This window comes from Nocardiopsis metallicus, from assembly GCF_014201115.1.
Taxonomy (GTDB): Bacteria; Actinomycetota; Actinomycetes; order Streptosporangiales; family Streptosporangiaceae; genus Nocardiopsis; species Nocardiopsis metallicus.
This window is the reverse complement of the sequence record NZ_JACHDO010000001.1, coordinates 4189533-4215785: the sequence shown is the minus strand read 5'-3', so window position 1 is coordinate 4215785 and position 26253 is coordinate 4189533. Positions and strand designations below refer to the sequence as shown.

21 protein-coding genes, 1 other RNA gene and 1 pseudogene are annotated in these 26253 nt (G+C 71.4%); 14 read left to right on the top strand and 9 right to left on the bottom strand.

Features of this window, described 5'->3' with window-relative positions; all coding sequences use genetic code 11:
- Positions 1 to 132 precede the first annotated feature (132 nt).
- Positions 133 to 504, top strand: a transfer-messenger RNA (tmRNA) gene (ssrA, locus tag HNR07_RS18365).
- A gap of 167 nt (positions 505 to 671) precedes the next feature.
- Here the strand turns inward: ssrA and HNR07_RS18360 are convergent.
- On the bottom strand, positions 672 to 1658 hold the full coding sequence (locus HNR07_RS18360) for an ArsR/SmtB family transcription factor (RefSeq protein WP_312893875.1): 987 nt from the start codon (positions 1656 to 1658) through the stop codon (positions 672 to 674).
- Positions 1659 to 1735: 77 nt separating this feature from the next.
- Between HNR07_RS18360 and HNR07_RS18355 the strand changes: the two genes are divergently transcribed.
- Positions 1736 to 3001 (top strand): MFS transporter, encoded by a 1266-nt coding sequence (locus tag HNR07_RS18355; protein WP_312893874.1) that lies wholly within the window; start codon positions 1736 to 1738, stop codon positions 2999 to 3001.
- Here HNR07_RS18355 and HNR07_RS35620 read toward each other — a convergent pair.
- From HNR07_RS35620 to nagA, 4 genes and pseudogenes are all read right to left on the bottom strand, one after another.
- Positions 2952 to 3068, bottom strand: a pseudogene (locus HNR07_RS35620) (aldo/keto reductase); the annotation flags it as partial. The gene HNR07_RS18355 and the pseudogene HNR07_RS35620 overlap by 50 nt on opposite strands.
- A gap of 181 nt (positions 3069 to 3249) precedes the next feature.
- Complete coding sequence (locus HNR07_RS18345; protein WP_184366042.1) at positions 3250 to 3762, bottom strand: SRPBCC family protein; 513 nt, start codon at positions 3760 to 3762, stop codon at positions 3250 to 3252.
- 104 nt (positions 3763 to 3866) lie between these two features.
- Positions 3867 to 4175 (bottom strand): hypothetical protein, encoded by a 309-nt coding sequence (locus HNR07_RS18340; protein ID WP_017584599.1) that lies wholly within the window; start codon positions 4173 to 4175, stop codon positions 3867 to 3869.
- Between the two features lie 102 nt (positions 4176 to 4277).
- Positions 4278 to 5435, bottom strand: a complete 1158-nt coding sequence (nagA, locus tag HNR07_RS18335) for an N-acetylglucosamine-6-phosphate deacetylase (RefSeq protein WP_184366041.1) — start codon at positions 5433 to 5435, stop codon at positions 4278 to 4280.
- A 635-nt stretch (positions 5436 to 6070) separates the two neighbouring features.
- On the opposite strand from nagA, the gene HNR07_RS18330 reads away from it, so the two are divergent.
- Positions 6071 to 6586 carry an NADPH-dependent FMN reductase gene (locus tag HNR07_RS18330; protein ID WP_184366040.1) on the top strand — a complete coding sequence of 172 codons (516 nt, stop codon included), beginning with the start codon at positions 6071 to 6073 and terminating at the stop codon, positions 6584 to 6586.
- A 97-nt stretch (positions 6587 to 6683) separates the two neighbouring features.
- Here the strand turns inward: HNR07_RS18330 and HNR07_RS18325 are convergent, their stop codons facing one another.
- Entirely contained in the window at positions 6684 to 7595 is a 912-nt protein-coding gene (locus HNR07_RS18325) for a hypothetical protein (protein ID WP_184366039.1), read from the bottom strand.
- 191 nt (positions 7596 to 7786) lie between these two features.
- On the opposite strand from HNR07_RS18325, the gene HNR07_RS18320 reads away from it, so the two are divergent.
- The 9 genes from HNR07_RS18320 to thiC all read left to right on the top strand — a co-directional run bounded on the left by HNR07_RS18320 (position 7787) and on the right by thiC (position 23027).
- Positions 7787 to 9754, top strand: coding sequence for an SGNH/GDSL hydrolase family protein (locus HNR07_RS18320; RefSeq protein ID WP_184366038.1), 1968 nt, complete (start codon positions 7787 to 7789; stop codon positions 9752 to 9754).
- Entirely contained in the window at positions 9754 to 11649 is a 1896-nt protein-coding gene (locus HNR07_RS18315) for a hypothetical protein (RefSeq protein WP_246420383.1), read from the top strand. Before HNR07_RS18320 ends, HNR07_RS18315 begins: the two co-directional genes overlap by 1 nt.
- Positions 11646 to 11786 carry a hypothetical protein gene (locus HNR07_RS18310; protein WP_184366037.1) on the top strand — a complete coding sequence of 47 codons (141 nt, stop codon included), beginning with the start codon at positions 11646 to 11648 and terminating at the stop codon, positions 11784 to 11786. The genes HNR07_RS18315 and HNR07_RS18310 overlap by 4 nt, the downstream gene beginning before the upstream one ends.
- Positions 11787 to 12018: 232 nt before the next feature.
- Positions 12019 to 13425 (top strand): glycosyltransferase family 4 protein, encoded by a 1407-nt coding sequence (locus HNR07_RS18305; protein WP_184366036.1) that lies wholly within the window; start codon positions 12019 to 12021, stop codon positions 13423 to 13425.
- A complete protein-coding gene (locus tag HNR07_RS18300; RefSeq protein WP_184366035.1) occupies positions 13422 to 17912 on the top strand; it encodes an alpha-(1->3)-arabinofuranosyltransferase domain-containing protein in 4491 nt (1496 codons plus the stop codon). Before HNR07_RS18305 ends, HNR07_RS18300 begins: the two co-directional genes overlap by 4 nt.
- The gene (locus HNR07_RS18295) at positions 17909 to 18979 is read left to right on the top strand and encodes a DUF3068 domain-containing protein (protein ID WP_184366034.1); all 1071 of its coding nucleotides are present in this window, start codon (positions 17909 to 17911) and stop codon (positions 18977 to 18979) included. Before HNR07_RS18300 ends, HNR07_RS18295 begins: the two co-directional genes overlap by 4 nt.
- A 71-nt stretch (positions 18980 to 19050) precedes the next feature.
- Positions 19051 to 20253, top strand: coding sequence for an MFS transporter (locus tag HNR07_RS18290; protein WP_184366033.1), 1203 nt, complete (start codon positions 19051 to 19053; stop codon positions 20251 to 20253).
- Positions 20254 to 20271: 18 nt separating this feature from the next.
- Positions 20272 to 21126, top strand: a complete 855-nt coding sequence (locus HNR07_RS18285) for an SOS response-associated peptidase (RefSeq protein WP_184366032.1) — start codon at positions 20272 to 20274, stop codon at positions 21124 to 21126.
- A gap of 233 nt (positions 21127 to 21359) precedes the next feature.
- Entirely contained in the window at positions 21360 to 23027 is a 1668-nt protein-coding gene (gene thiC / locus HNR07_RS18280; RefSeq protein ID WP_281386893.1) for a phosphomethylpyrimidine synthase ThiC, read from the top strand.
- Positions 23028 to 23137: 110 nt separating this feature from the next.
- Here thiC and HNR07_RS18275 read toward each other — a convergent pair whose 3' ends face one another.
- The 3 genes from HNR07_RS18275 to HNR07_RS18265 all read right to left on the bottom strand — a co-directional run bounded on the left by HNR07_RS18275 (position 23138) and on the right by HNR07_RS18265 (position 24809).
- On the bottom strand, positions 23138 to 23683 hold the full coding sequence (locus HNR07_RS18275; RefSeq protein ID WP_184366031.1) for a GNAT family N-acetyltransferase: 546 nt from the start codon (positions 23681 to 23683) through the stop codon (positions 23138 to 23140).
- A gap of 9 nt (positions 23684 to 23692) precedes the next feature.
- Positions 23693 to 23899 carry a hypothetical protein gene (locus HNR07_RS18270; RefSeq protein WP_184366030.1) on the bottom strand — a complete coding sequence of 69 codons (207 nt, stop codon included), beginning with the start codon at positions 23897 to 23899 and terminating at the stop codon, positions 23693 to 23695.
- Positions 23900 to 23987: 88 nt separating this feature from the next.
- On the bottom strand, positions 23988 to 24809 hold the full coding sequence (locus HNR07_RS18265) for a class I SAM-dependent methyltransferase (protein WP_184366029.1): 822 nt from the start codon (positions 24807 to 24809) through the stop codon (positions 23988 to 23990).
- A gap of 361 nt (positions 24810 to 25170) precedes the next feature.
- Between HNR07_RS18265 and HNR07_RS18260 the strand changes: the two genes are divergently transcribed.
- Both HNR07_RS18260 and rsrA read left to right on the top strand, forming a co-directional pair.
- Entirely contained in the window at positions 25171 to 25839 is a 669-nt protein-coding gene (locus HNR07_RS18260) for a sigma-70 family RNA polymerase sigma factor (protein WP_281386889.1), read from the top strand.
- The gene (gene rsrA / locus HNR07_RS18255; protein ID WP_184366027.1) at positions 25839 to 26153 is read left to right on the top strand and encodes a mycothiol system anti-sigma-R factor; all 315 of its coding nucleotides are present in this window, start codon (positions 25839 to 25841) and stop codon (positions 26151 to 26153) included. Before HNR07_RS18260 ends, rsrA begins: the two co-directional genes overlap by 1 nt.
- The last annotated feature ends 100 nt before the right edge of the window (positions 26154 to 26253 follow it).

Here is a 26253-nt window from a genome sequence, read left to right as displayed (position 1 = left end):
CGGGAATGAGCTTGGTGCCCACACTGTTCAACAGGTAGAGTGAGAGGCGCGCGGGTGCTCGCTCACTCGCATGTCGACCACCAAGAGCTGTTGGATCACCCTCGGGTGACAGGTGGTCTTGACAATTTCACAGGGGGTGATCGGTTTCGACTTCGGTAGTCGTTCCAGGGGAAGCGGGTCGAGGGTTGCGTTTGTGACCTCGTTAATCCTGCATTCGCGTAAATTCAAGTGCCAATTCCAAGCGCACTGAGTTCGCTCTCGCTGCCTAAGCGATTGTGACTCTGTCGGTCCGGGCTCGTCATCGGCTCGGGACCCGGCACCATTGAGATGACTCACCGCTCAGATCAGGCCACGGGGCCTGAGTGGGAAATTTTCGTGGCTGGGCCCGTCAGCGATGTGTCTGTACAAGCGCTGGGGCCGAGTAGAACGACACTACAGACTGCACCCGGAGAAGCCCTGGCTCGGTGCTGAAGGACGCGGGTTCGATTCCCGCCACCTCCACGAGTAACGGACCGCCGCGCGGGGGACGAAAGTCCCCCGCGCGGCGGTCCGTTCTTGTTTTCTGAGGGCTCCCAAGATCATCCGAGGTGAGCAAGACAAGGAGCTCAACCCCCTGTGGTGCGGGCCCGCTGAAGAAGGCATCGTTTCCAGGACACGCTTGGGTGTTCCGCTCAGAGCTGGGGGAGCTCCGCGACCAGTGCGCTCCCCAGTGGTGAGCGGGCGTAGAAGACCTCGCGGCCGACGCGCCAGGACTCCAGGAGGCCCGCGTCCCTCAGCGCGATCAGGTTGGTGGAGACGGTGGCCTGGGCGAGGTCGAGGCGGGTGGCCAGGCTGCGGGTGGTCTCCGGTGCGGTGAGGCGGGTCAGGATGAGGGCGCGGGTGCGGCCCATCACCTTCGCGAGGGCTTCGGGCGGGCTGCCCGAGGGCGTCCACAGGTCGCCCACGCCTCGGGCGGGGTAGACGAGGGTGGGCTGCCAGGGTTCCTCGCTGATGAGGATCAGCTCCGGCCAGATGAAGGCGCTCGGCATCAGGACCAGGCCCCGGTGGCCCAGGTGGAGTCTTTCGGGGGCGGAGGGGCCGGCCATGTTCAGGGTCTCGCCCTCCCAGCGCAGGCGGTCGTCCAGACCCGTCATGAGTGCTTCCAGGCCTTCGAGGGCGAGCACGCGGGAACGCAGGGCGATGTCGGCGTCCAAGAGGGACCGCAGGCGCGGCCAGTGCGGTCGGACCAGCTCGTTCCAGCAGCTGGTGAGCAGGTCCGCCATGGTGTCTCGGGTGGCGGCGGGGTCGCTGAGGAGCTGTTCCGTCGTCGCTGGCGGGAGGCGGCGGTGCGGGGCGAGCAGGCTCAGGCGTAGTTCGTGGTCCACGCGGTCGGGCGGGGTGGCCCGCAGGCGTGCGATTCCGTCCTCGAAGCTGGTCAGCGGGGAGTCCGGCGGGGGAGTGAGGAAGTCCGGTACGTAGCCCGGGCGGGGGAGGAGCAGCCGGATCGGGGTGAGATCGACCTGCTCGGGGAGCCGGGCGGTGCGGAGCCAGGGCAGATGGAAGCCCTGCCGGTGCGGTTCGAACAGGGTGTGGACGGCGGCGAGGGTCTCCCAGAGCGGGGAGACGGCGAACCGGCAGCGCATCAGGTCCTCGTGCTCGAAGACGACCTGGCCTGGCACGTGCGTTCACCTCCCAGCTGGATTCGAAGATAGCCGAATCCGTTGAGGCGGGTGTGTCGCGGGCCCAGGGTGGGCCCGTGTCCTCCTCTTTTCGCCGGGTGCTGTCCGTGCCCGAGTTCCGTGTCCTCTTCCTCGCGGAGATCCTGTCGGTTCTGGCACTGGTCGCGGTTCAGATCACCCTGTCCGTGCTGATCTTCGAGCGCACCGGTTCGCCGTTGCTGTCCGCGCTGGCCTTCGCCCTGGGGTTCCTGCCGCAGCTGGTCGGGGCCTCGTTGTTGTCGTCGGTCGCCGATCGTTTCCCCGCGCGCCGGGTGATGGTGATCGCGCAGCTGGTCAGCGGTGCGGTGATGGCGTGCATGGCGGTGCCGGGTACGCCGGCGTGGGTGATGCTGGCGCTGCTGGTGGTGAGCGGTACGGTCGCGCCCGTCTACTCGGGGGCGAGGTCGGCCGCAATCGCGGCCGTGCTGGACCGGGACGGGTTCCCGTTGGGGCGTTCGCTGCTGCGGATGGCCGCGCAGACCGCGCAGATCGCCGGGTTCTCCTTCGGCGGGGTGCTGATGCTGGCCGCCTCACCGGCCGCGGCACTGCTGGTCGCCGCGGCGCTGATGGCCGTCTCGGGGCTGTTGGTGGGGATGGGGACGCGGGCACGGCCGGGCCGGGAGGTCGCGGGCGGGCTGGTCGGTTCCTCATGGGGCGGGGTACGCGAGGCCTTCCGGCTTCCCCGGCTGCGGGCGGTCTTCCTGCTCACCTGGGTTCCGGCGTCGCTTTTCGTGTGGTCCGAGGCCCTGGCCGCCCCGCTGGCGGCGGGGATGGGCGGTGGTCCGATGCTGGTCGCGATGCTGCTGACCGCCGGGCCGGTGGGCACGGTGGCGGGTGAGCTGCTGGCGGGTGCTTTGCTCACCGCCGAGCAGCGGCGGCGCTGGATGCTGCCGCTGGCCTGCGCCACCTTCGTTCCGTCCCTGCTGTTCCTGCTGAACCCGGGGCCGGTGCTGGCGGTGGGCGCGCTGGTGGTGGGCGCGCTCGGGTACGGCTACACGCTGGCCCTGGACGCGCTTCTGTTGGAGGCGACCCCGGAGGAAATGCGCGGGCGGGTGTTCTCGGTGGCTTCGGCGGGACTGATGATCACCCAGGGCGCGGGGTTCGCCCTGGCCGGGGCGGTGGCGGAGTTCGTGCCCCCGCACCTGGCGGTGGCTCTGGCGGGGATGGGCGGACTGGTCGCGGTGGCGGTGTTCGGGCGGCGCACTCGGCCAGCGCACGGCCGACGATCTCCTCGCTGTGGCCGTCCGAGTGGGTATTGGCGGTGTCGAAGAAGTCGACGTCCGCGTCGAGGGCCTGGCGGATGAACGGCCTGCTGGCCTCCTCGTCGAGAGTCCAGTCGTGGCGTCCCCTCCCGGGGCCTGCGCAGCTCATGCAGCCGAGGGTGACGCGCGAGACGTCCAGGCCCGTCCGGCCCAGCTCGACGTACTCCAGGTGCTCTGCCTCCGCCGAAGTGTGTGCGGTCAGGGTGGTCCGGGCAGGGGTGTTGTCGGACCACCCTCGGTAGACCGCGACCGAGCCCAACCGCCGGGCGCCCGGCGTGGAGGGGCCGGGTTCAGGGTCGGTGGACTTCGGTCAGCGGACCGAAGTGGTTTCGGGTGTCCTTGACGAGGGAGGCGAGCAGGGTCTCCGTGAGCGGTGTGCCCAGCTGCATGGCGCTGTCCAGGCCCTTCCAGGGGGCGAAGGCGAAGGACCACACGAGCTTGCTGCCGCCGTCGAAGGGGAGCACGTGGTAGTCCTCGGCGAAGGAGCTGAAGACGGGGAGGGTGGCCGCGTCGGCGTAGAAGGACTTGCGGCGTTCGGTCTCGTCCCAGTGGAAGAACCTCTCGTGCATCCGGTACGTGCCGAGCACGGTGGCCTCGCGGGTGGTGTCCGTGCCGTAGGGGGCCTCGGAGGTGTAGTGCACGTCGGAGAGCGCACGGCACCAGGACAGCGGGCGGGGCGCGGTCAGGCCCGCCCAGACCTCGTCGGGGGAGGCCGCCAGTTCCAGGCCCACTCTCCAGCGCATGGGTGCGGTCTCGAAGAAGGTCTGGTCAACGGGGTGGAGCTCGTAGCGGAAGTTGAGCACGAGGGGTCCTGTTCGTCCGGCGGCTTTTGGTGAAGGTACCAAGACCCGGGCGATGCGCCCGACGGGGGCGGTGCCCGCCGGCGCCGCCCCCGTTGTCCGGCTTCCTACTCCTTGGTTGCTCCCACCAGCCACGCGACCTTGTGGGCGGTGAGCGACACGCTCCCGCTGTTGCCCAGGTGGACACCGAACGAGGCGATGAACGCGAAGTCGTGTTCGCGCCGCTCGCAGATCACGTCCTCGACCGCGTAGGTGGAGGACGGGTTGCGCACCCGCAGGCACAGGGCGGGGTCGTCCATCACCTCCGACTGGACTTCGTAGCGGGACAGTTCGCTGGCGAGCTTGCCGAGGTGCTCACGCTCCTCGGAGGGCACGCGGGTCGGCTGCTGGTCGTTGGCCTGTCTCGACTGAGCCATGGCGGATCCTTTCGTGTCAGGCACGGTGCTTTCCTCGACGCCCTGTCCGTAATTGTCGCTCAGGGTCAAGTTACTAATCCGTACCGTGCTCACGACACGCCGTTAGGACACCGAACTGCCCGAAATCCAGTCGCCTCGGTACATCACCTCGGAGACCGAGAGGTCCTCCTCCAGAACGATGAGGTCGGCGTGGCCCCCGACCTCGATCCGCCCCGCGCCGGAGAGCCCGAGCGCCGCCGCCGGGACGGAGGAGGCCGAGCGCACCGCCCGGTCCACCGGCACGCCCACGGCGACCGCGTTGCGCACGGCCTGGGGGAGCACGATCGTGCTGGAGGCGATCGCCCCGTTCTCCACGAGGCGTGCCTCGCCGCCCCGGACCCGGACCCGGAGATCGCCCAGGGTGTACTCGCCATCGCCCAGACCGGTCGCCGACATCGCGTCGGTCACCAGCGATACCCGTCCGGGCCCGGCCGCGTCGAAGACCAGGCGCGCGGCCCCCGGGTGGACGTGCACGTTGTCCAGGATCAGCTCCACCGTCACCCGCTCGTCGCCGAGTACCGCCGCGATCGGCCCCGGGTCGCGGTGGTTCAGCGGCCGCATCGCGTTGTAGATATGCGTGGCCACGGTCGCCCCCGCGTCGATCGCGGCGAGGGTCTGCTCGTAACTGGCCTCCGTGTGCCCGACCGCCGCGACCACCCCGCAGGAGCGTGCCGCGCCGATCAGGTCCAGGGCGCCGGGCAGTTCCGGGGCCACCGTGATCATCCGGACGTGCCCGCGCCCCGCCTTGAGCCAGGCGTCGAACTCGGAGGTGTCCGGGTCGCGCAGCAGGTCCGGGTCGTGCGCCCCGCACTTGGAGCGTGCGATGAAGGGGCCCTCCAGGTAGATCCCGGCCAGCTCGCCCGCGTCGCACAGCTCGGCCAGTGCCGAGACCTGCCGCAGCGTGCTCTCGGGGGTGGCCGCGACCAACCCGCCGACCAGGGAGGTCACCCCGGCCCGGCGGTTGAAGGCGACGATCTCGCGCACGCCCTCCGGGTCGGCCTCGGGGAAGGCGTGCCCCGCCGCGCCGTGGATATGGGTGTCGACCAGCCCCGGTGCGACCAGGCGTCCGCCGACGTCGTGCCGGTCGCCCGGGCCGGGGCCTCCGGGTTCGCTGGTGCCGAGCTCGGCCACCCTGCCGTGCTCGACCCGGACCCAGCCTTCGTGGGTTCCGTCGGCCGTCACGACGCGCGCGCCGGTCAGGGTGAGGGGTGTGTGGGCCATGTCTGGGGGTCTCCCTGTGTCTGGAGGTGCCGCCGTCGGGCGGGGTGTCGGGCGTTGTGTGTCGTAAATTACATTCGCGTGGCCGGGTGGTTCGGCGGGGGTCGTGCGCACCCCCGTCAGGCCACGTATTCCCAGGGGAGGCAGGGTGATCCCGCTCCCTGGGACGCGTGTCCGCGAGGTGGACCGGCACCCGCGGAGCCCGACACCCCCCGAGGAGGGGTGGCGGCACGCATTGACGATAGCGGCCGGGTCGCATCATGATGGAGACATGTCCGCCGGTGAGCTGCTTGTCCAGCGCCTGCATGTCGATCTGAGACAGCAGGCGAGCGCGCTCTGTTGTAGCTAGCGCCTTGCGGGGCCCACGAGCCCCGCGCCACGGTTCTGACCCGTGCCCCTGGCCCTTACGCAGACACCGGACGCTCATCTTTCCCACTTGGGTCCCGGACCACTTCCCGGTCCGTGTGAGCACCCCGCCTGAGCCGACGCACACGAGCCCCGGACGACGAAGTCCCGCTCAGCCTCGGTTCATGAGGAACGACGGTCCTCCTCCGGTGTCAACGAATCCGATCACCGCCCCCCGCGTTCCCTTCCGGTCGATCCCGGCTCGCTCTGACCGAACCCAGGAGTTCTCCGCTATGACTCGCTTCACCGTGCTCGTCGCCGCCCCCAAGTCCCAGTCCTCCGTGCACACCGCCGCCCTGCGCGCCGCCGCCGAGGTCGCCGCCCGTGCCGGGGTCACCTCGACCCCCGAGGTCATCGACCTTGCCGAGCTCGGCCCGGACCTGCTCGCCGAGTCCTCCGCCTCGGTGAGCGACGCCCTGGAGCGGGTCCGCCGGAGCGACGTTCTCCTGGTGGCCTCCCCGCAGGTGCACGGCACCTACACCGGACTGCTCAAGGTCTTCCTGGACCGGCTGCCCGAGCTGGGCCTGGGCCACACCGTCGCGGTCCCGCTGGCCGTCGTCGAGGACCTGCGCAACAGCCACGGAATCGAGGAGGACCTGCGCGTCCTCCTGGCCGACCTGGGCGCCTGGGTGGCCGAGCCCGGCCTGATCCTGGCCGAGGACGAGACCCACCAGCCCGAGAGCGTCGTGCGCGCCTGGGCGGACATCGCCGCGCCCGGTCTGCGCCAGGCCGTCTCCGTCGCCGCCTAGGCCGCTCAGTACGACCACCGCTTGGGCGGTCCGGCAGCGTACCGGGGCCCGCATCCGAATCCGGACGCGGGCCCCCGCTGATTCCGGGCGGCCCGGCCTACTCGGCCCCGGCGGGAGCGCGTTCCTCGCGCAGTCGGCTGGTGTCGGCCTCGGCCTGGGCCACGTTGCCGCGCACCAGGACCACCACGACCAGGGTCAGCGTGAAGCCGCCCACCCGCAGCGCCAGCAGGAGCGGGTCCTCGGGCAGCTGTTCGCCGAAGAGCAGCGTGCCGACCACCACCACGAACACGTTGCCGACCACGTTGGACACCGGAGCGGTGATGGAGGCCCGGGAGCGTTGCAGCGAGGTCTGGAAGAGCACGATGCCCACCGCCCAGCCCAGCGCGTACAGGTAGGGGTAGGGCGAGAGCAGGGCGGGCACGATCGCGGCCAGGAAGCCGTTGTCGGCGAGCAGGCCGCCCAACCCCTTGCCCTGAAGCCCCGCGCTGCCCTGGGCGAGCCCGGCGGCGGCACCCATCGCGGCGGCGGAGACGTACTTGCCCCGGCCGCCCACGAAACCCATCGCGGCCACGCAGGCCACGACCGTCACCACGCTGACGGTCACCAGCAGCGGGGTGTTCGCGGTGGTCCCGGTCTCGGCGCCGTCCACGGTGGAAAGGCTGAGCAGGCCCAGGGCCACCGGCATGACGCCCAGCGCCACGTACTCGCCCCTGGTGATCCGCTCACCCATCACCAGCGTGATGAGCAGCAGCGTGCTTGCCACGCCGGCGGCGAAGGCCGGTTGGGCGACCGACACCGGGGCCAGGCCGAGGGAGACGATCAGACCCACACTGCCCAGGGCGGCGAAGAAGCAGCCGAACACCCAGCGCGGGTTACCCAGCAGTACTCTGGCCAGGTGAAGAGGACGGTTGATCGAGATCGACTCGGAGCCGTGCAGCGCGCGCTGTTCCACGGTCAGGCCGATCGTGTAGACCACTGCGGAGAGCAGCGCGACCAGGAGTCCGATCACGGGAGGGGGCCTTTCGGCTCGGTACCGCTGAACCCGACTGGGCCAGAAGGTTGACGGCCTCCATATAACCAGTTCTAGTCTGGCCTGGCGAGCGCCTACCCCCTGGTCGTCCGACTGGGAGCAATGGCGCTCCGGTGTCGGACAGGAACCTGTAACTACCCGCGAGGCGCGGCGGCGAGAGATGGGGCACGGTGCAGGACCCGGGCGAGGACGCCACCCCTGAGGACAGGGCCGTCCCCGAAGGAGTGGAAGAGCGGCCCCCGAAGGATCCGGGGGCCGGGAAGGCCCCTGAGGGACGTGCGGAGGAGGGCACCGCCGAGGCAGCTGAGCCGGAGCGGAGCCAGGGCCAGGAGCCTGACCAGGATCAGGATTCCGGACAGGCCTCCTGGCGGAGCCGGTGGTCCGAGCGCGCTCCCTACTGGCTCACCGCGGCCCCCTGGCGCCGCCTGGCCTGGCGTGCCCCCGGCCTGGGGCGGTCCGATTCCCGCTTCGAGCCCGGCCCCCTGGGCCTGCTCGGCGTGATGCTCGCGGCCATGGCCGTCACCCTGCTGCTCCTGCAGGCCGGCTCCGGCGGGATCGGCGGTGACCAGGGCGAGTTCGCCGACGAACCGGTCTCCGTCCCCGGCCCGCCCGACGGCGAGTTGCGCATCATGATGGTGGGCGACTCCGCCACCCAGGGCAGCAGCGGCGACCACACCTGGCGTTACCACCTGTGGTCGCACCTGTCCGAGCAGGACGTGGAGTTCGCATTCGTCGGCCCCCGCGACGACCTGCACTCCCTCGCCGACGAGGAGGGCCCCGGCGACCACAGCTACGCCGTGCCCGACTTCGACACCGCCCACGCCGCCCGCTGGGGCGCCACCGCCCAGGACCTGTCCGCCGACATCGCCCAGATCGCCGCCGAGCACGAACCCCAGTACCTGCTCCTCCTCGCCGGGACCGAGGACATCCTCTCCGGCGGCAGCGCCGACCACGCCCTCGACGGCATCGCCGAGACCGTCTCCACGGTGCGGGTGGTGCTGGGGGACGCCCGCTTCGTGGTCGGCGAGCTCCCCGACGTGCAGGGCAGCGCCGACGACACCCGGGTCAACGGCGAGATCGAGCGCTTCAACATGGGCCTGGTCGACCTCGCCGAACAGCTCACCTCCGCTACCTCGCCCGTGGTCGTCGCCCAGGTCGCCAAGGAGTACGCTCCGGTCCACGACAACTGGGACGCGACCAACCCCAACGTGCGCGGCGAACTCAAGATCGCCGCCGCCTTCGCCGACGCCCTGGCCGTGCCGCTGGGGGTGGGGGAGGAGTACCCGAGACCGCTGCCCTCGCTGTCCGCCGGGCCGCGGACCGCGCCCGAACCCGAGTACGAGGAGACCGATGACGGGCTCCTGCTCACCTGGGAGGACGTGCCGGGCGCCACCGACTACCGGGTGGTGCAGCGCCGGGTCGCCCCCGTCCCGGACGACGCCGCGGTGATCCCGGCCGCCATCGAGAGCGACGAGGACCAGCGCTTCCTGACGGTCGAGTCGCTCTTCAGCGGGGCCCGCTACGAGTTCGTCGTGCGCCCCTACAAGGGCAGGGACGAGGGAGCCGAGTCCGAACCGCTCCAGCTGGTGTGGGACGACGAACCGCCGCCCGCGCCCGCCTGGGTCCGGACGCACGACGGCGGATCCGTGGTGACCTGGCAGGACGTTCCCGAGGCCGGGCACTACGAGGTGTGGGTCCGGGTGCTGGAGTGCGGGCCCGACGAGCGCCGCCCCCCTGCTGACGATCGCCGCGCCCCCGCCGACAACCGCGGGCTGACCGGGGGCGACAGCACCGGGGACTCGACCGCCGACGACCAGGACACCCCCGGCGGCGGTGCTGACCCGGGCGGGGAGGAACCCGGGTCCGCCCCCTCCTCGCCGTCGCAGACACCGCGCCCCGAACCCGATCCGACCCCCGCACCCTCGGTTCCGGTCGTCCCGCCGCCGTCACCGGGCACTACCTGCGAGCCCCGGGACGACCGAGGCCCCGAGGACGGCGAGGGCTGGCGCACGCTCGGCTCCGTCGGGGAGGACCCGCGCTGGGCGGCGACGGTCTCCGGCCCGTACGAGATCGTGATCCGTTCCTACCGGGACTACGTGGAGGGCGGGTATTCCGACAGCGTCCTCCTGGAGGGCTGATGACCGCCCGCTACCGCGCCCGGCCCCCGTCCCCCGGGGCGCCCGCGAGGCCCGCCACGGCGTCCCGGCCGACGGCCGGGCTGCTGCCCTGGCTGGTGGGCGCGGTCGCGGGGGTGCTCGCGCTCGGTCCGGCGCTGGGGCGGGGCTACGTGCTCCGCTACGACATGCTCTTCGTCCCCGAACTCTCGCTGCCCGCGGTGCTGGCGGGCACGGACGGCTTTCCCCGGGCGATCCCGAGCGACGCCGTGGTGGCGGCCCTGACCCTCCTGCTGCCCGGTGACGTGGTGCAGACCCTCGCCCTGCTGGCGGTGTTCACGCTGGGCGGTGCGGGTGCCTTCCGGTTGCTGGTCCGTCTGTCCGGGCCCCTTCTGGCCGCCCGGCTGCCGGACGCCCCGCAGGGGGCCGTGCTGGCCGCGGGCGCGGCTGCCGGGGTCGCCTACGTGTGGAACCCGTTCGTGGCCGAGCGTCTGCTGCTCGGACAGTGGGCGGTCCTGCTGGGGTACGCCGGGCTGCCGTGGGTGCTCGGGGCGGTGGTCCGGCTGGCGTCGGCGCGGCCGACCGCCGGGCTGGCCGGGCTGGTGTGCTCGCTGGTTCCGGCGGCGGTCGGCGGGTTCTCCTCGGTGGTGCTCAGCGCGCTCACCGCTGGTCCGCAGGCGCTGGCCGGACCGCGCCGCTGTCGGAACGCCGCTCTGTTCGTGTTCGCTTTGGCCCTGGTCTCCCTGCCGTGGCTGCTGCCGTCGCTGACCAGCGGGGCGGCCACCGATCCAGCCGGTGCGGAGGCCTTCGCGGCCCGGTCGGACACGCCCTTCGGGGTGCTGGGGTCGTTGCTGTTGCTGGGCGGGGTGTGGAACTCGGGTGCGGTGCCGCCGGGGTACGGGGAGCCGGTCACGGCGCTGGCGCGGCTGCTGCTCTGCGCGGTCTCCCTCACCGGCTGGGCATGGTGGCTGTGGCGGTCGCGTCCGGCCGTGGGGATCGGGCTTTCGGTGTCGGCCGCGCTGGGCTTCGGGGTCGCTCTGCTGGGGGTGTCCGCCCCGGGGCGGGAGTTCCTGGCCGCGCTGATCGGCCTGTGGCCGGGGTTCGGGCCGCTGCGCGACGGTCAGCTGTACCTGGCGCCGCTCGCCCTGGTGCAGGCGCTCGGCCTGGGCGCCGTGGTGCTCTGGCTGCTGCGGGTCCTGGCCCTGTGGCGGGTGGTGGCCGTGGTGTTCCTGGTGCTGGCGCCCGTGGTGGTGCTGCCGGGGCTGTTGTGGGGTGCGGGAGGACGGTTGTCCCCGGTGGCGTACCCCGGGGAGTGGCTGGCGGCCCAGGAGGCGGTGGCGGCGGACGACCGGCCGGGGGCGGTTCTCATCCTGCCCTGGAGCGCCTACCGCGGGCTGGACTGGTCGGGGGAGCCGGTGGTGGTGCTGGACCCGGCGACCAAGCTGTTCGACCGCCGCACGCTGTGGAACGACGACCTGAGCGTGGGTACCGCGGACGGCGGGCGGGTCGTGGTCACCGGAGAGGACGCCCGGGCGCGGGAGGCCGCCCGCCTGCTCGAACCCGACCCGGAGAGCGGTCTGCCCGGCCCGGAGCTGCTCGCCGACCCCGACGCCCTGGCCGAACTCCTGGGCGGTCTCGGGGTGCGCTACGTGGCCGTGTCAGCGCCGGTCGATAACCGGTTCTGGTCTGGTGCGGAGGAGCTTTCGGTAGTGGTCGAGGGGGTCGATCTGACTCTCCTCGAGGTGTCAGACCAGCACATCAATGCGGATAAAGACGACATTTCGGGGTTGGAAGTTACCGGGGGGTTAGTTACAGTTGGGGCAATCATCTGGTCTATGGCTAGATCAGGTTCTAGTCTCGGGTTCCAGCGCCCCCAACCACAAACGGTGCGGGGCGCGCGGAAGGAGATCCCCAAGTGATCAAGGTAATCGCCGCCTGTGTGATCGGCGCGGCTCTGGCGGGCGGTGCCACTGTGGTGGCCACCAGCCTCGCCACCGAGTCCACCGCGACCGCGGAACCGGTGAACGAAACCCTCTACAACTACGGCGACCGCTAGGTGGCCGTTCTCGGTTGAGGTAGGCGGGCGCCCCGCCGCCAGTGGGGCGCCCGCCCCACCCACTTTTCGCGGTCGCACCCCTCGCGGCCGCCCACCCCAATGACGTCCGGTCGACGGGCCTGTTCGGCGTGCGCTCAGTGCTACCCCACGGCGCTCACGCAGCGTGTCCACTCACTAGCTCTGCGTGGCATCGCTCAGGTCCCGCGCCCGGTACCGCGCGGAAGGAGAGCGTGTGGTCTTCCAGAAGGTCCCGACCCGGGTGGAGCCCGGCCTCCCCATGATCACCCCCGCTCCGGCCGTGATTCCCGCCCCCGCACCGGCGGAGCCCGCCGAGTCCGCCGAGTCCGCCGCACCCGAACCGGTCACGGTCCGGGTCGACCCAGCCGACCCAGCCGACCCCGGTCCCCGCCTCGACGGCGTCCGCATCGTGATGGTCAACTGGCGCGACCCCTGGCAGTCCACCGCTGGCGGAGCCGAGGAGTACGCCTGGCGGATCAGCCGCCACCTGGCCGAACGCGGCGCCCTCATCACCTTCCTGACCAGCCGCGAACCCCACCAGGCCCGGGTCGAGACCAAGGACGGCATCGTCATCCGCCGGATGGGCGGAAAGTTCACCGTCTACCCGCGCGTGATGGCCTGGCTCGCCCTGTGGCGGCGCGAGTACCATCTCGCCTTCGACTGCATGAACGGGATCCCGTTCTTCTCCCGGCTGGTCCTGCGCCGCCGCACCAGGGTCGTCAGCGTGGTCCACCACGTCCACGACCTCCAGTTCAACGCCTACTTCCCGGCGCCGATAGCCTGGTTCGGCCGCTTCCTGGAGTCGGCGGTGGCCTCCCGGGTCTACCGGAAGTGCACCACCGTCACCGTCTCGGAGTCCTCCCGCGCCGCCATGCGCGACAAGCTCGGCTGGCGCGCTCCCATAGAGGTCATCCACAACGGAGGCCCACCCGTCACCCCCCACCACCCTCAAACGTCGCCTTCGGCGCGGTCCGTTTCAGCGGCCCCACCCGGGCTGGCAGCCGCGGCCCCGGCCCCCGACGCCGCGCCCGCGCTGGTCAGCCTCGGCCGGCTCGTGGTGCAAAAGCGCGTCTCCCGGGTCGTCGACCTGGCCCGCACGCTCGAGGACGACCACCCGGGCCTGCGCGTGCACATCATCGGCCGCGGCCCCGAGGGCGAGCACCTCGCCGAACAGGTCCGCCGAGACGGCCTCAAAGACCGGGTGGACCTGCACGGCTTCCTCTCCGAGGAGGACAAGAACTCCGTCCTGGCCGGCTGCCACCTGCACGTGACCGCCTCCGAGTTCGAGGGCTGGGGCCTGACCGTCATCGAGGCCGCCCGGCTCGGCGTGCCCACCGTGGCCTACGATGTGGACGGACTTCGCGATTCGGTCCGTGACGGCGAGACCGGCTGGCTCGTCCGCGAGGGCCAGGCCCTCGAGGACGTCGTCTCCCGGGCCCTGAAGGAACTGTCCGACCCCCGGCGGGCGGAGGAGGTCCGGCGCGCCTGCCGCGCCTGGGCGGCCCAGTTCACCTGGGCGGCCAGCGGTGCCCGCATGACCCGTCTGGTCGCCGCGGAACTGGGCCTGGACACCACCACCCCCGCTCCCCACCCCGCAGCAGGCAAGAAAGCGAAGATGTGACTTCGGCGGAATCCACCGCCAGGCGCGAACCGGAGGATTCCAGAACACCGACCGCCCCCGGCGGAGTGGACGAGAAGCTGCTGGCGCGGCTCAAGGTCCTCGCGGTGTGTCTGCTCCTGGGAGCACTGGCAGCGAGCATCGACCCCGGCAGGATCGTCAGCGACACCAAGATCGACCTGACGGTCAACCCCCTGGGGTTCATGGAGCGATCCCTCCACCTGTGGGACGCCTCCTACTTCGGCCAGCTCCAGAACCAGGCCTACGGGTACTTCTTCCCGAACGGCCCCTTCCACCTGCTGTTCCAGGTGCTCGGCATGCCCGAGTGGCTCATCCAGCGGCTGTGGATGGCGGTGCTGCTCATCGCCGCCTTCGTGGGCGTGTACAAGGTCGCCGAGGCCCTGGGCCTGGGCACCGTCAACACCCGCATCCTCGCCGGTGTCGCCTACGCGCTCGCCCCGCGCGTGCTCACACTGCTCTCCTACAACTCGGCCGAGCTGCAGCCCATGCTGCTCATGCCGTGGATCCTGCTGCCGCTCGTCCTGGGCGCCAAACACGGCTACCCGCCCGCGCGGATGGCCCTGCTGTCCGGGCTGGCCTTCCTCATGTGCGGCGGTACCAACGCCGCCTCCGAGCTGGCGGTCCTGGTCGTCCCCGGCCTCTACCTGCTCACCCGGGCCAACGGGCCGCGCAAGTGGCGGCTGATCCTGTGGTGGTCGGGCGCGCTCGTGCTCGCCTCGTTCTGGTACATCGTCCCGCTGCTGATCATGTCGCGGTACGTGTACTCGTTCATGCCCTACACCGAGGACGCCGCCGTCACCACGGGGATCACCTCCCTGTTCAACTCCCTGCGCGGCACCTCCAACTGGATGGGCTTCCTGCCCGACATGGGCAACACCGCGCTGCCCTCGGGCGCGGAGCTCTCCCTGACCCCGTGGCTGGTCGCGGTCACCGCGCTGGTCGCCGGGCTGGGCCTGGCCGGGCTGATCAACCGGCGCACCCCCGAACGCCTCTTCCTCATCAGCACGCTCCTGGTGGGTACCGCGATCGTCGTCGCGGGCTTCACCGGCGCACTGACCGGCCCGTTCGCGCCGTTCATGCGCGAGCTGTTCGACGGCGCCCTCGCGCCCTTCCGCAACGTTCACAAGTTCGACGCCCTCATCCGACTGCCGATCGTGCTCGGCCTGGCGCACCTGCCGGTCGTGGTCGCCCGCGACTGGGCCGACCGCAGGGGCGGTGGTCCGGAGGCGCTGACCAGGGTCAGAAGAACCGTGGCCGGGGCCGGCGCCGCCGTCTTCCTCATCACGCTCACCCCCATCGCCACCGTCGGCATCGCCCCGCGCGGCGGCTTCGAGGAGATCCCGGACTACTGGTACGAGGCCGTGGACTGGCTGGAGGAGCGCGGCGACGAGCGCGGCATGACCATGGCGCTGCCCGGCTCGGCCCGCGGCGAGTACGAGTGGGGCCGGCCGCTCGACGAACCCATGCAACCCCTGCTCTCGGGGGCCTGGACCAACCACCAGATCATCCCGTGGGGCTCCTCCGGCATCTCCCGGATCACCCACGAGATCGATCAGCGGGTCTCCTCCGGGCGCGGCTCCGAAGGGCTCGCGGACACCCTCGCGCGGCTGGGCGTCACCCACCTGATCGTGCGCAACGACCTCCAGCGCGTGGGCAACAACGGCGCCTGGCCCGCCCGCGTCCACCAGGCGCTGGGCGACTCCCCCGGTATCACCGAGGCCGCCGAGTTCGGCCCGGTGATCGGCTCCCTGGACCACTCGTCCGCCTCTCAGTGGTTCGACCAGCCCTACCCGTCCCTGACCGTCTACGAGGTCGAGGAGGCCGCTCCCGTGGTGGGCACGGTGCCCTCCGGGGACGCGCTGCGGGTCACCGGCGGCCCCGAGTCCGTCCTGCACCTGGCCGAACAGGGCCTGGTCAACGACGACCGCCCGATCCTGCTCGGCGACGACCCCGGAGCGGCGGAGATCGCGGCGGAGAACACGATCGTCACCGACACCGCCCGCCGCCGCGAGGTCGTCTACTCCGACGTGCGCCGCAACGTCTCGGCCACCATGACCGAGGACCAGGAACTCGAACGCGACGTTCCCGCGCCCGACATCATGGACCCCGCGTGGGAGGAGTACGTCGCCCACGCCGAGGACCTGGGCATCGCCGGGATCACCGCGTCCACCTCCGAGGCCGGGGTGGAGGCCCGGGCCAGCGACCGCGACCCGGGGCACGCCCCCTACGCGGCCCTGGACAACGACCTCGGCACCGCCTGGCGGTCCAGCGCCTTCGCGGGAGCCCTCGGCCAGTGGATCGAGGTCGAGTTCACCGAACCCCGGGACCTGAGCGGGCTGAGCGTGGCCTTCGAGCAGTTGCCCGGTGAGCCGCCGCCCTCGAGGGTCACCCTCATCACCGACAACGGCCAGTCCGAGGCGGCCGTGGCCGCCACCGACGACCCCCAGGAGCTCGCGGCCCCGCCCGGGCAGACCTCCACGCTGCGGGTGCGGATCGACGAGCTGGCCTGGGAACCGGAGTACCGCTTCGGCACCCGGGTGGGTATCTCGTGGATCTCCCTGCCCGGTCTGGAGGCCGCGCGCACCCTGCACGTGCCCGGCCCGGCCGAGACCGGCACCCTGCTCTTCACCGGGTCGACCGGCACCGCACCCGGCTGCATGGAGGGTTCGCACGTGTGGGTGTGCAACCCCCGGCTGGAGGTGAGCGGCGAGGACGCGAGCAAGCTCGACCGCACCTTCGAACTCTCACCGGGCGCGGCCGCCGAAACCCATCGGATCTCCGGGGAGGTCGTTCTCACCGACCCCCGCGAAGCGGAGAACGCCGCCAACCGGGCCAGCGGGTTCCCGCACGTGACCGGTTCCTCCACCGCCGTCCAGCACCCCGCTGCCATGGGCCGGGGCGTGCTCGACGACGAGGAGGCCACGGTCTGGTACCCGGACCCCGAGGAGAAGAGCCCCTGGCTCGACATCGAGCTGGGCGCGGCGACCGCGGTGGACCACCTGAGGGTCGACTTCCCCCGGGCCGACAGCGTGATGCGGCCGATCAAGGTGACGGTCGAGGGCGGCGGCACGGTCCGTGAGGGCTGGCTGGACGGCAGCGGCCGGGTCGACTTCGCGGAGCTGACCGCCGCGTCCCTGCGGGTGACCTTCGAGCGCCCGGAGGGCCAGGCCCTGGAGATCGGCACCGTCGAACTCCCCGGGGTGCCCCCGGTGGACCCGCTGCCCGAGGGCGACGCCTCCACCACCTGCGGCCTGGGCCCAACCCTGCGGGTCAACGGCCAGCGAGTGGAGACTCGGATCAGCGACGGCACCCTCGCCGACCAGCTCACCGGCAACCCGCTGCGCTACGAGACCTGCACCGACCTGGACCTGAACGAGGGTGAGAACCGGGTCGTCGTCGACCCGGGCAACCGCTACCAGGTGCGGTCGGCCCTGGTGGAGTCGGCCGCTCAGAGCGTCACCGATGTCCCGGCCGTCCGGATGGCCGGGGTCGACACCCTGCACGCCTGGGGCCCGAGCGAGCGCAGCTTCGACGTGGACGTCGACGAGGACAGCCTTCTGGTGGTGAACGAGAACTTCAACGAGGGCTGGGAGGCCCGGCTGGACGGCGGCGACGGGCCGCTGGAACCGGTGCGGCTCGAAGGCTGGAAGCAGGCCTGGGTCCTGCCCGAGGGCAGCGCCGGGACGGTCACCCTCACCTACACGCCCGACGCCGTCTACCACCGCGTGCTGGCCGCGGGAGGTGCGCTCGCCGCACTGCTCGTGGTGCTCGCGCTGTGGCCGCGCCGCTGGCTGCCGGGCGGAAGGCGTCTGGCGGTCGAACCCCCGCGCCGCTCGCGCGCCCTGCCCGAGGCGGGCCCCGGCTGGCTGCCGCGCTGGGCGGTACTGCCGCTGGGCCTGGCCTACGGGGTGTGGATCGCGGGCTGGGCCGGTGCGGCCGTGGTCGGCGTGCTCCTGGTGTCCCTGTGGTGGCTGGCACGCGGAGCCCCCCAGCGGTTGCGCCACGCCAAACCCGGAAGACCGTCCATGGGCGGCCGGATGCTGCCGCACCTGGCCGGTCCGTGGGTGGTCACCGGGTCGCTGGCCCTGGCCGGACTGGCCATGGCCTCGGGCACGTACCTGGTGGTGAACATGCCCTTCCACGACATCACGGAGACGCTCGGAACCGCCCTGCGCGGCTGGGTGCCGCAGGCGCTGTGCCTGCCCGCGATGGCGCGCCTGGTCCTGGCCCTGGGCCAGCACGGGGCCGAAGTCGAACCGCCCGTGTCCGAACCCGCCGCCGTGCCGGCCCGGGCCGCCGCCGGGCCTCCGGCCGGTTCGGAGCCGACGTCGGAGCCCGAAACCGTTGCCGAGTCCGAGCCTGTGCCCGGACCGGAGTTCGATCCGGGGGCCGTTCCGGAGTTCGCCCCCGCTCACGAGCGCGACACCGAGCCCGACCCTGAGCACGACGTCGAGGAGGCCCGCAGGTGAGTACGTTCTCGCAGGTGGGCGCGGCACCCGAAACCCGGCTCCAGCCCGTGGGGCCCGAGCCGGGGCGCGGTCTGCCCAAGGGCACCTTCCTGGTGGCGGCGGGCGCGTTCCTGCTGACCCTGGCCCTGCTGCTGCCGCTCTACGTCCACGACCGGGTCGCCCCGCTCCCGGCGGCGGCCTCCTTCGACCTGCGGATGACCGACCAGGAGGCCGCCTACCTGGACACCGCCACCTGGACGTGGGTGGAGACCGCCGAGCTCGAACAGGTCACCCGGGTGGAGGCCTCCGCGCACGGCAGTGACTGGTCGGCCTGGGAGATGACGGTGAGCACCTCCGCGTCGGACCAGGTCATCGACCACTGGAGCCGTCGCGTCATCGTCGACCGGGAGACCGGTCGGGCGGTCAACTGCTGCGGTGAGCACGTCAACGGCGACCGCGCGGTCCGCCAGGCCGGGCTGGTGCTGTACTGGCCGCCGGGCGTGTCCGAGGGCGGTCACTCCTTCTACGACGCCGAGGTGCGCTCGGCCCCCTCGGTCGAGTTCGACGAGAACGACGAGGTCGCCGGGGTTCCGGTGCGCCGCTACACCCAGACCGTGGACCGGACCCAGGTCCCCGAGTCCGCGCGGGACGTGCCCGCGGCCCTGTTCGATCCGGGCGCCGAGGGCACCGTCCGGGCGAACCGCTGGCTGACGGCGGAGCGGACCTTCTGGGTCGAGCCGGTCACCGGCATGGTGGTGGACATGGCGGAGAGCCGCTCCGAGACCCTGCGCCCGCAGAACGGTTCCGGTGAGGTGGCCCTGCTCGACGCCGAGCTCACCCTGGCCGACGGGCAGGTCTCCGGTTACGCGGAACAAGCCCGGACGCGGTCGCTGCTGCTCCGGGGGCTGGACCGGTGGGCACCCTGGACCCTGGGCCCGCTCGGGACGCTCGCTGTCCTGGCCGGGCTGGTCACCGCCTGGCGGGCCCGCCCGCCACAGGAGGAGGAGACCCCCGCGGCGACGGAGGCGGAAGCGGTGGAGGCGCCGGAGAAGGCACCGGTGTCTGAACCCGAGGCACGCGGGCCGTAGGGCGAAAACCCGGTGACGGGCGGCGGTTCCGCTCGGCATGATCGTTCCGAGTCCACTCCTTCGGAGCCGACATGCCCAGCCGTCCCACCGCCGTCGCGCGGACCCGGGCCGCCCGCCGGATCCGCGCGGCCGTGCTGCTCACCGCCGTCCTGCTGTCCTCGATGGGTGACGAGGTGGTGCTGGTCGCGGCGATCTTCCGGCTGGCCGAGACCGGGAACTCCCTGTGGGTGACCGCCCTGCTGGTCGCCCAGATCGGACCGCTCATCCTGCTGGCGCCGCTGGCCGGGGTGGTGCTGGACCGCTTCGACACCGGCCGGGTCCTGGTCCTGGCCTGCGTGGGACAGGGGCTGGCCATCCTGCCCGCGGTCTGGTTCCAGCATCCCGGCGCGCTGGTCCTGTGCGTGCTCGCGGTCAGTTCCATGGCGGCCTTCGCCAATCCCGCGATCCTCACCCTGCTGCCGAGCGCCGCCGGTGAGCTCTCCCCGGTGCACGCCAACTCCCTGTTCGAGGGGGTACGGGCCTCGGCCACCGTGCTGGGTCCGCTGGTGGGCGGGATGCTGGTCGGACTCTTCGGGGTCACCCCGGCCCTGCTCCTGGACTCGGCGAGCTTCTTCGCGGCCGCGACCGCCTTCCTGCTGCTGGGGGTGCGCCGCCCGGCGGTCAGCACCTCGGGCACCCTGTGGTCCGGTGCGGCGGACGGCGCCCGCCACCTGCTCCGGACCCGGCTGTTCCGGATTCTGCTGCCGGTGCTGGTCCTGGCGGTGGTGGCCACCTCCACCACCAACGTCGCCATGGTGTTCGTGGTCCGCGAGGTCATGGGGCACGGCGCCGAGGTCTTCGGCGCGCTGACCGCGGGCTGGGGCGCGGGCCTGCTGCTGGGCGCGCTGGCCGTCTCCCTGTCGTGGCCGACCCCGTCGGGCCGGGGCGTGGCGCTGGCGGCGGCCCTGATCGGGTCGGCGCTGGCACTGTGGGCCTGGTTCCCCGTGCTGTGGATGGCGGCGCTGTGCGTGGTCCTGGCCGGTGCGGGCAACGCGGTGCACAACATCCTGCTCAGGTCGGTGGTCCACCACCACACGCCCGAAGCGCTCCTGGGGCGGGCGCACGCGCTCATGGGTTCGGTGGTCAACAGCGGTTTCGTCGCCGGTTTCCTGATCGCCGGGTGGTTCGCCGCCGACCACCCCCGGGAACTGTTGGCCGTCGCGGGCGCGGTGGCGCTCCTGGCCGGGCTGCTCGGGGCGCTCGCTGTCCACATGCTCCGCGCGGAGAGTGACTGAAGCAGTACAATCGAACCCATGTGCGGACGCTATGCCCAGTCCAGGAACGTGCACCAGCTCCAGCTGGCCTTCGGCCTCCCCGAGGAGGCGCTGGGCCGGGAGGGCGACCCGCGGGCCTGGCCGCCGTTGGAGGAGCTCGACCCGGACTACAACATCTCGCCGGGCCGACCCGTCTACGCGGTCCTCGGGCCGCCGCCGCAGGGCGAGGACACCGGTCCGCCGGGGCCGCGCTCCCTGCACACCATGCGCTGGGGGCTCGTGCCCTCCTGGGCCAAGGACCGCAACATCGGCTACCGGATGATCAACGCCCGCAGCGAGACCGTCGCGGACAAGCCCGCCTTCCGCACCGCCTACCGGCGCCGCCGCTGCCTGCTCCCGGCGGACGCCTACTACGAGTGGCAGCTGCTCAACAAGGACGGCACCGCCGAGGCCAGTACCTCACCCGCCACCGATCCCCAGCACAGGAAGCGCAAGGCCAAGGCCCTCAAGAAGCCGTTCTCCATCCACTACCAGGAGAGCGAACCGCTCGCCCTGGCCGGGATCTTCGAGCGCTGGCGCGACCCCGAGGTCGACGACGAGAACGACCCCGCGGCCTGGCTGTGGTCCTGCGCGGTGATCACCACCGAGGCCGCGCCCCAGCTCGCGCACATCCACGAACGCATGCCCGTGGTGGTGCCCGCCGACGGCTGGGCCGCCTGGCTCGACCCGGCCTCCGGCCCGGACGACCTGTCCCACCTGCTGGACGAGACCCCGGTGGCCCGGTTCGAGGTCGACGAGGTCTCCACCGACGTCAACAGCATCAAGAACAACCGCCCTGACCTGCTGGAGCCCGTCGAGGACGCGGGCCCTGCCCATCCGGAGACACTTTTCTGACCTCGGGGTGGGTGGACAGGCCGGGGGACGTCCTGTGTATGGTGTGCGAGGCCACAGGGGAGTGCTTCCCCTGAGCCCGGGACACCGTGATCGAGGTGTTCCGAGCACGTTGGACGTGCGCACATATGAATACGCAACGCGGGAGCTCGCGCCATGGCGGGCTGAGAGGGCGACTCAAGGGTGTCGCCGACCGCAGAACCTGTTCGGGTAATTCCGACGTAGGGAGGCATGCCATGACGGCTATCGACAGTCGTGACGTTTCCACCGGCGACGAGCACCAGGTGACCACCGGTCCCATCATGGGATCGCGCAAGGTCTACCAGGAGATCGACACCCCCGAAGGTCTCACGCTCCGCGTCCCGCAGCGCCGGGTGGAACTCAGCAACGGCAGCCATTTCGATCTGTACGACACCTCCGGCCCGTACACCGACGAATCCGCACACATCGACGTCCACCAGGGGCTCCCGCGCACCCGTGAGTCGTGGGCCCTGGACCCCGTGAACGGCTCGGTCAGCCAGCTGGCCTACGCCAAGGCCGGGATCATCACCCCCGAGATGCGCTTCGTGGCCGCCCGGGAGGGCATGGACCCCGAGTTCGTCCGCGAGGAGGTGGCGATCGGCCGCGCGGTCATCCCGGTCAACCGCAACCACCCGGAGTCCGAGCCGACCATCATCGGCAAGAAGTTCCTGGTCAAGATCAACGCCAACATCGGCAACTCCGCGGTCACCTCGTCGGTGCCCGAGGAGGTCGAGAAGATGGTGTGGGCCACCCGCTGGGGCGGCGACACCGTGATGGACCTGTCCACCGGCAAGCGCATCCACGAGACCCGCGAGCGCATCATCCGCAACTCGCCGGTGCCCATCGGCACCGTCCCGATCTACCAGGCGCTGGAGAAGGTCGACGGCGACCCCACCAAGCTCAGCTGGGAGATCTACCGCGAGACCATCATCGAGCAGGCCGAGCAGGGCGTGGACTACATGACCGTCCACGCGGGCGTCCTGCTCAGGTACGTGCCGCTGGCCGCCCGCCGCGTCACCGGCATCGTCTCGCGCGGCGGCTCCATCATGGCCGCCTGGTGCCTGGCCCACCACAAGGAGAGCTTCCTCTACACCCACTACGAGGAACTCTGCGAGATCTTCCGCCAGTACGACATCACCTTCTCCCTCGGTGACGGTCTGCGGCCCGGCTCCATCGCCGACGCCAACGACGAGGCCCAGTTCGCCGAGCTGCGCACCCTGGGCGAGCTCACCCACATCGCCCGCGCGCACGACGTGCAGGTGATGATCGAGGGCCCCGGCCACGTGCCGATGGACAAGATCAAGGAGAACGTGCGCCTGGAGGAGGAGCTGTGCGGCGAGGCGCCGTTCTACACGCTCGGCCCCCTGGCCACGGACGTCGCCCCCGGCTACGACCACATCACCTCGGCCATCGGCGCCGCCCAGATCGGCTGGTACGGCACCGCGATGCTCTGCTACGTCACCCCCAAGGAGCACCTGGGGCTGCCCAACCGGGACGACGTCAAGACCGGTGTCATCACCTACAAGCTCGCCGCCCACGCCGCCGACATCGCCAAGGGCCACCCCCGGGCGCAGGAGTGGGACGACGAGCTGTCCAAGGCGCGCTTCGAGTTCCGCTGGCAGGACCAGTTCCACCTGTCGTTGGACCCCGAGACCGCCCAGTCCTTCCACGACGAGACCCTGCCCGCCGAACCCGCCAAGACCGCGCACTTCTGCTCCATGTGCGGGCCCAAGTTCTGCTCGATGAAGATCTCCCAGGACGTGCGCAAGTACGCGGCGGAGAACGGCCTGGACACCGTCGAGGCGATCGAGAAGGGCATGGCGGACAAGTCCGCGGAGTTCGCCGACGGCGGTAACCGCGTCTACCTGCCCCTGGCCGACTGAGGCTGTGGGCTCCTGGTACCCCGGTACCGGGAGCCCACCGTTCGCTTTCCTGGGGTCCGGTTTCCTGGGGTCCGGTTTCCTGGAGTCCGGGGCTCCGGGAAACCGTCTCTCTAGGAGCGGGGGAGTGCCGGCTTCCACTCCTCGGCGAGGAGCCCGTACAGCGCCTCGTCCAGGAACTCGCCCAGGACCCAGGCCGAGGAGCGCATGACGCCCTCGCGGACGAAGCCGTTGTTCTCGGCCATCGCCAGCACGGCGGTGTTGTCGGCGAGCGTCTCGATCTGGAGCCGGTGCAGGCCGCGGACGACGAAACCGTAGTGGCACAGCACCGCGACCGTGTCCGTGCCGTAGCCCTTGCCGCGGGCGGACGAGAGAATGCCTACGCCGAGGTGCGCGGACCGGCTGTGGGTGTCGATCCCCCACAGACTCGCGGTACCCACCAGCGCCTCGGTCCCCAGGTCGACCACGGAGAAGGCGGCCGTGGACACCGCACCGTCGTCCACGGTGACCGCGGAGTACTTCGAGCCGGGCATGGTCGGCCGCCACGGCGACCCCTGGGCCCGCGAGTGGGTCACCGGGTCGTCGTAGAGGTCGGCCTGGAGGACCGGGATGTCGTCCTCGTGCCGGGCGCGGAGCCCGACCTTACTTCCTCTGAGCATTCAAGCTTTCTATCCGGCCGCGCTGTCGCCCGCAACCCGGTTTTTCTCACGGTTCAGCTCCCGGTGCCAGAGGAACAGGACGGGCGGGATCACCAGTTCCACGGCGAGCAGGGCCAGCAGGAAGGGGTGCGGCACTCCCTCCAGCAGGGCGCCCGTGCCGACCAGGACCAGAGCGGACGGGGCGACGAGCGACTGGACGGGCCGTAGGGAACGCACCGGGGGACTCCGCCCGGCAGGGATGTCTCCGCCGACCCTGAGGCCGCCCTCCGGAGGGGATCGGGCGGGGTCGGCGCGGCCCGAACGGCTAGTGCGGCTTGTACACGCTGGACACCAGGTGGACGCCGACGTAGTCGTCGGAGTCGGCGGCGTGCAACTCCATCTCCACCAGCCGCGCCATCGAACGGGGGTCGCGGGCCAGCATCATCTCCACGGTCGAGGCGGACAGCACCGTGCGCGGCTTGACCCACTCCAGTTCGAGTCCGGCCTCGGTGACCACCTCGGTGAGCTGTTCAGCGGTGAAGCAGCGGGTGATGGAGCCGTCCGGCCAGGGGACCAGGAGCACGTCCGCGCTGGGGGCGTGGCTCAGCTCGGGCCAGTAGTCCTGTTCGGCCAGCAGCGCCATGCCCAGTACCACCGAGTCCACGCAGACCAGCGCCCGGCCGCCCGGACGCAGTACCCGGGCCACCTCCGCCATCGAGGACTCCGTGGCCAGATGCCGGGAGAGGACCCGGTTGTCGGCGATCACGCCGTCGAAGGACTCGGAGGCGAAGGTACGCAGGAGGGCGGAGTCACCGACCACGTGCCGCAGCCGCCCCCGGGGAGCGGGAGGCGGCACCACGGCGCGGCCGTTCACCAGGGTGAGCGGGCGGCGCATGGCCATGTCCACCGACGGCAGCAGGGTGACGACGTCGTGCCCGGCGGCCACGGCGCGCGGGGTGCCCTGGAAGTCCGGACTGGACAGATCGAGTAGTCGGGAGGGGCTCCTGGGGAGCCAACGGCTGATCTGCGCCTCGGCGACCGCCCAGTAGAACCGCCAGTAGTCCGAGAGCCGGTCTGTGGTGGCGAACTGCGTGGCGGGCGATCGGGGGCGGTCGGAGGCCGGAGTCGGGGACGGTCGCACGTGCACTCCTCTCCCATCCTTCAAAGGGTTCTACCCGCACTCTGCCATGCCTCACCTCCGATGACAGGGGCAAACGACAAACTTCGACCGGACCGGGACCTTCGTCCCCCCGCCGCGCACGGAATCAGGCCGGGAAGGGTGTTGTTGTCACCATCACCGTCCGAGGAGTACGGAGCTCGGAGGGTGTTCGCGACGCTGGGAACACGGAAGGGGCTGGGTTCGGAACATGCCGACCGCTGGTGCGTGCCTTGAGCGCGGGGAAACGGTGTCGGCGCCACGCGGCGTCGATGTGCAGGTCCGTGGTGTGGGACCGTATCGTTGGGATATGGACGCCCCACCAGGGACCAGCGCGAGGAGGCCGAAGGGCTTGGACCAGAGCCAGGAGACAGCCGAGGAACGGGACGAGCGGTTCGAGAGGGACGTGCTTCCCTTCCTCGACCAGCTCTACTCGGCGGCGCTGCGCATGACCCGCAATCCCTCTGACGCCGAGGACCTGGTCCAGGAGACCTTCGCCAAGGCGTTCGGTTCCTTCCACCAGTTCAAGGCGGGGACCAACCTCAAGGCGTGGCTGTACCGCATCCTCACGAACACCTTCATCAACTCCTACCGCAAGAAGCAGCGGGAGCCGAAGCAGGCCGGGACCGAGGACGTCGAGGACTGGCAGCTGGCACAGGCCGCCTCGCACACCGCGGCGGGCCTGAAGTCCGCCGAGGCGGAGGCGCTCGAACACCTCCCCGACAGCGACGTCAAGCGCGCCTTGCAGGAGCTGCCGGAGGACTTCCGGATCGCGGTGTACCTCGCTGACGTCGAGGGGTTCGCGTACAAGGAGGTCGCCGAGATCATGGGCACCCCGATCGGAACGGTCATGTCCCGATTGCACAGAGGCCGGCGCCAGCTGCGTTCCCACCTTGAGGAGTACGCGGTGGACCGCGGTTTCCTGCCGGCGACGCGGGCGGCGGAGGCCTCGGCGGTCGCTTCGGGATCGTCGGCCGGTGGTCGGGGACAGGTGAGTGGTTCGGATCGAGGAGACCGGTGATGAGCGGCGGCCACGACAAGTCTGAGACGGGCGACACCCCGTGCAGCGAGGTGCTCGACAAGCTCTACACCTACCTCGACGGTGAGCTCGAGGAAGGTAACTACACCGAGGTCAAGGCGCATCTGGAGGGGTGCAGCCCGTGCCTGGACGAGTACGGCCTGGAGGAGGCCGTGAAGAAGCTCGTCGCCAAGCACTGCGGCTGCGACCCCGTTCCCCTGGATCTGCGGGACAAGGTCCTGGGGCGGCTGGCGCAGGCACGCAACGAGCAGTTGGCCCGTGAGGCCAGGGCCGAGTCTCCCCAGGCGCCTGCCTGAGAGCGGTTCGGTCACCCGCCCGGAGCGGTTCCGCCGCCGGTCGGGGTGGTTTCGGACAGGCTCCGCGGGGCCGGGGCCGGGGCTCGGGCTGAGGCCCCGA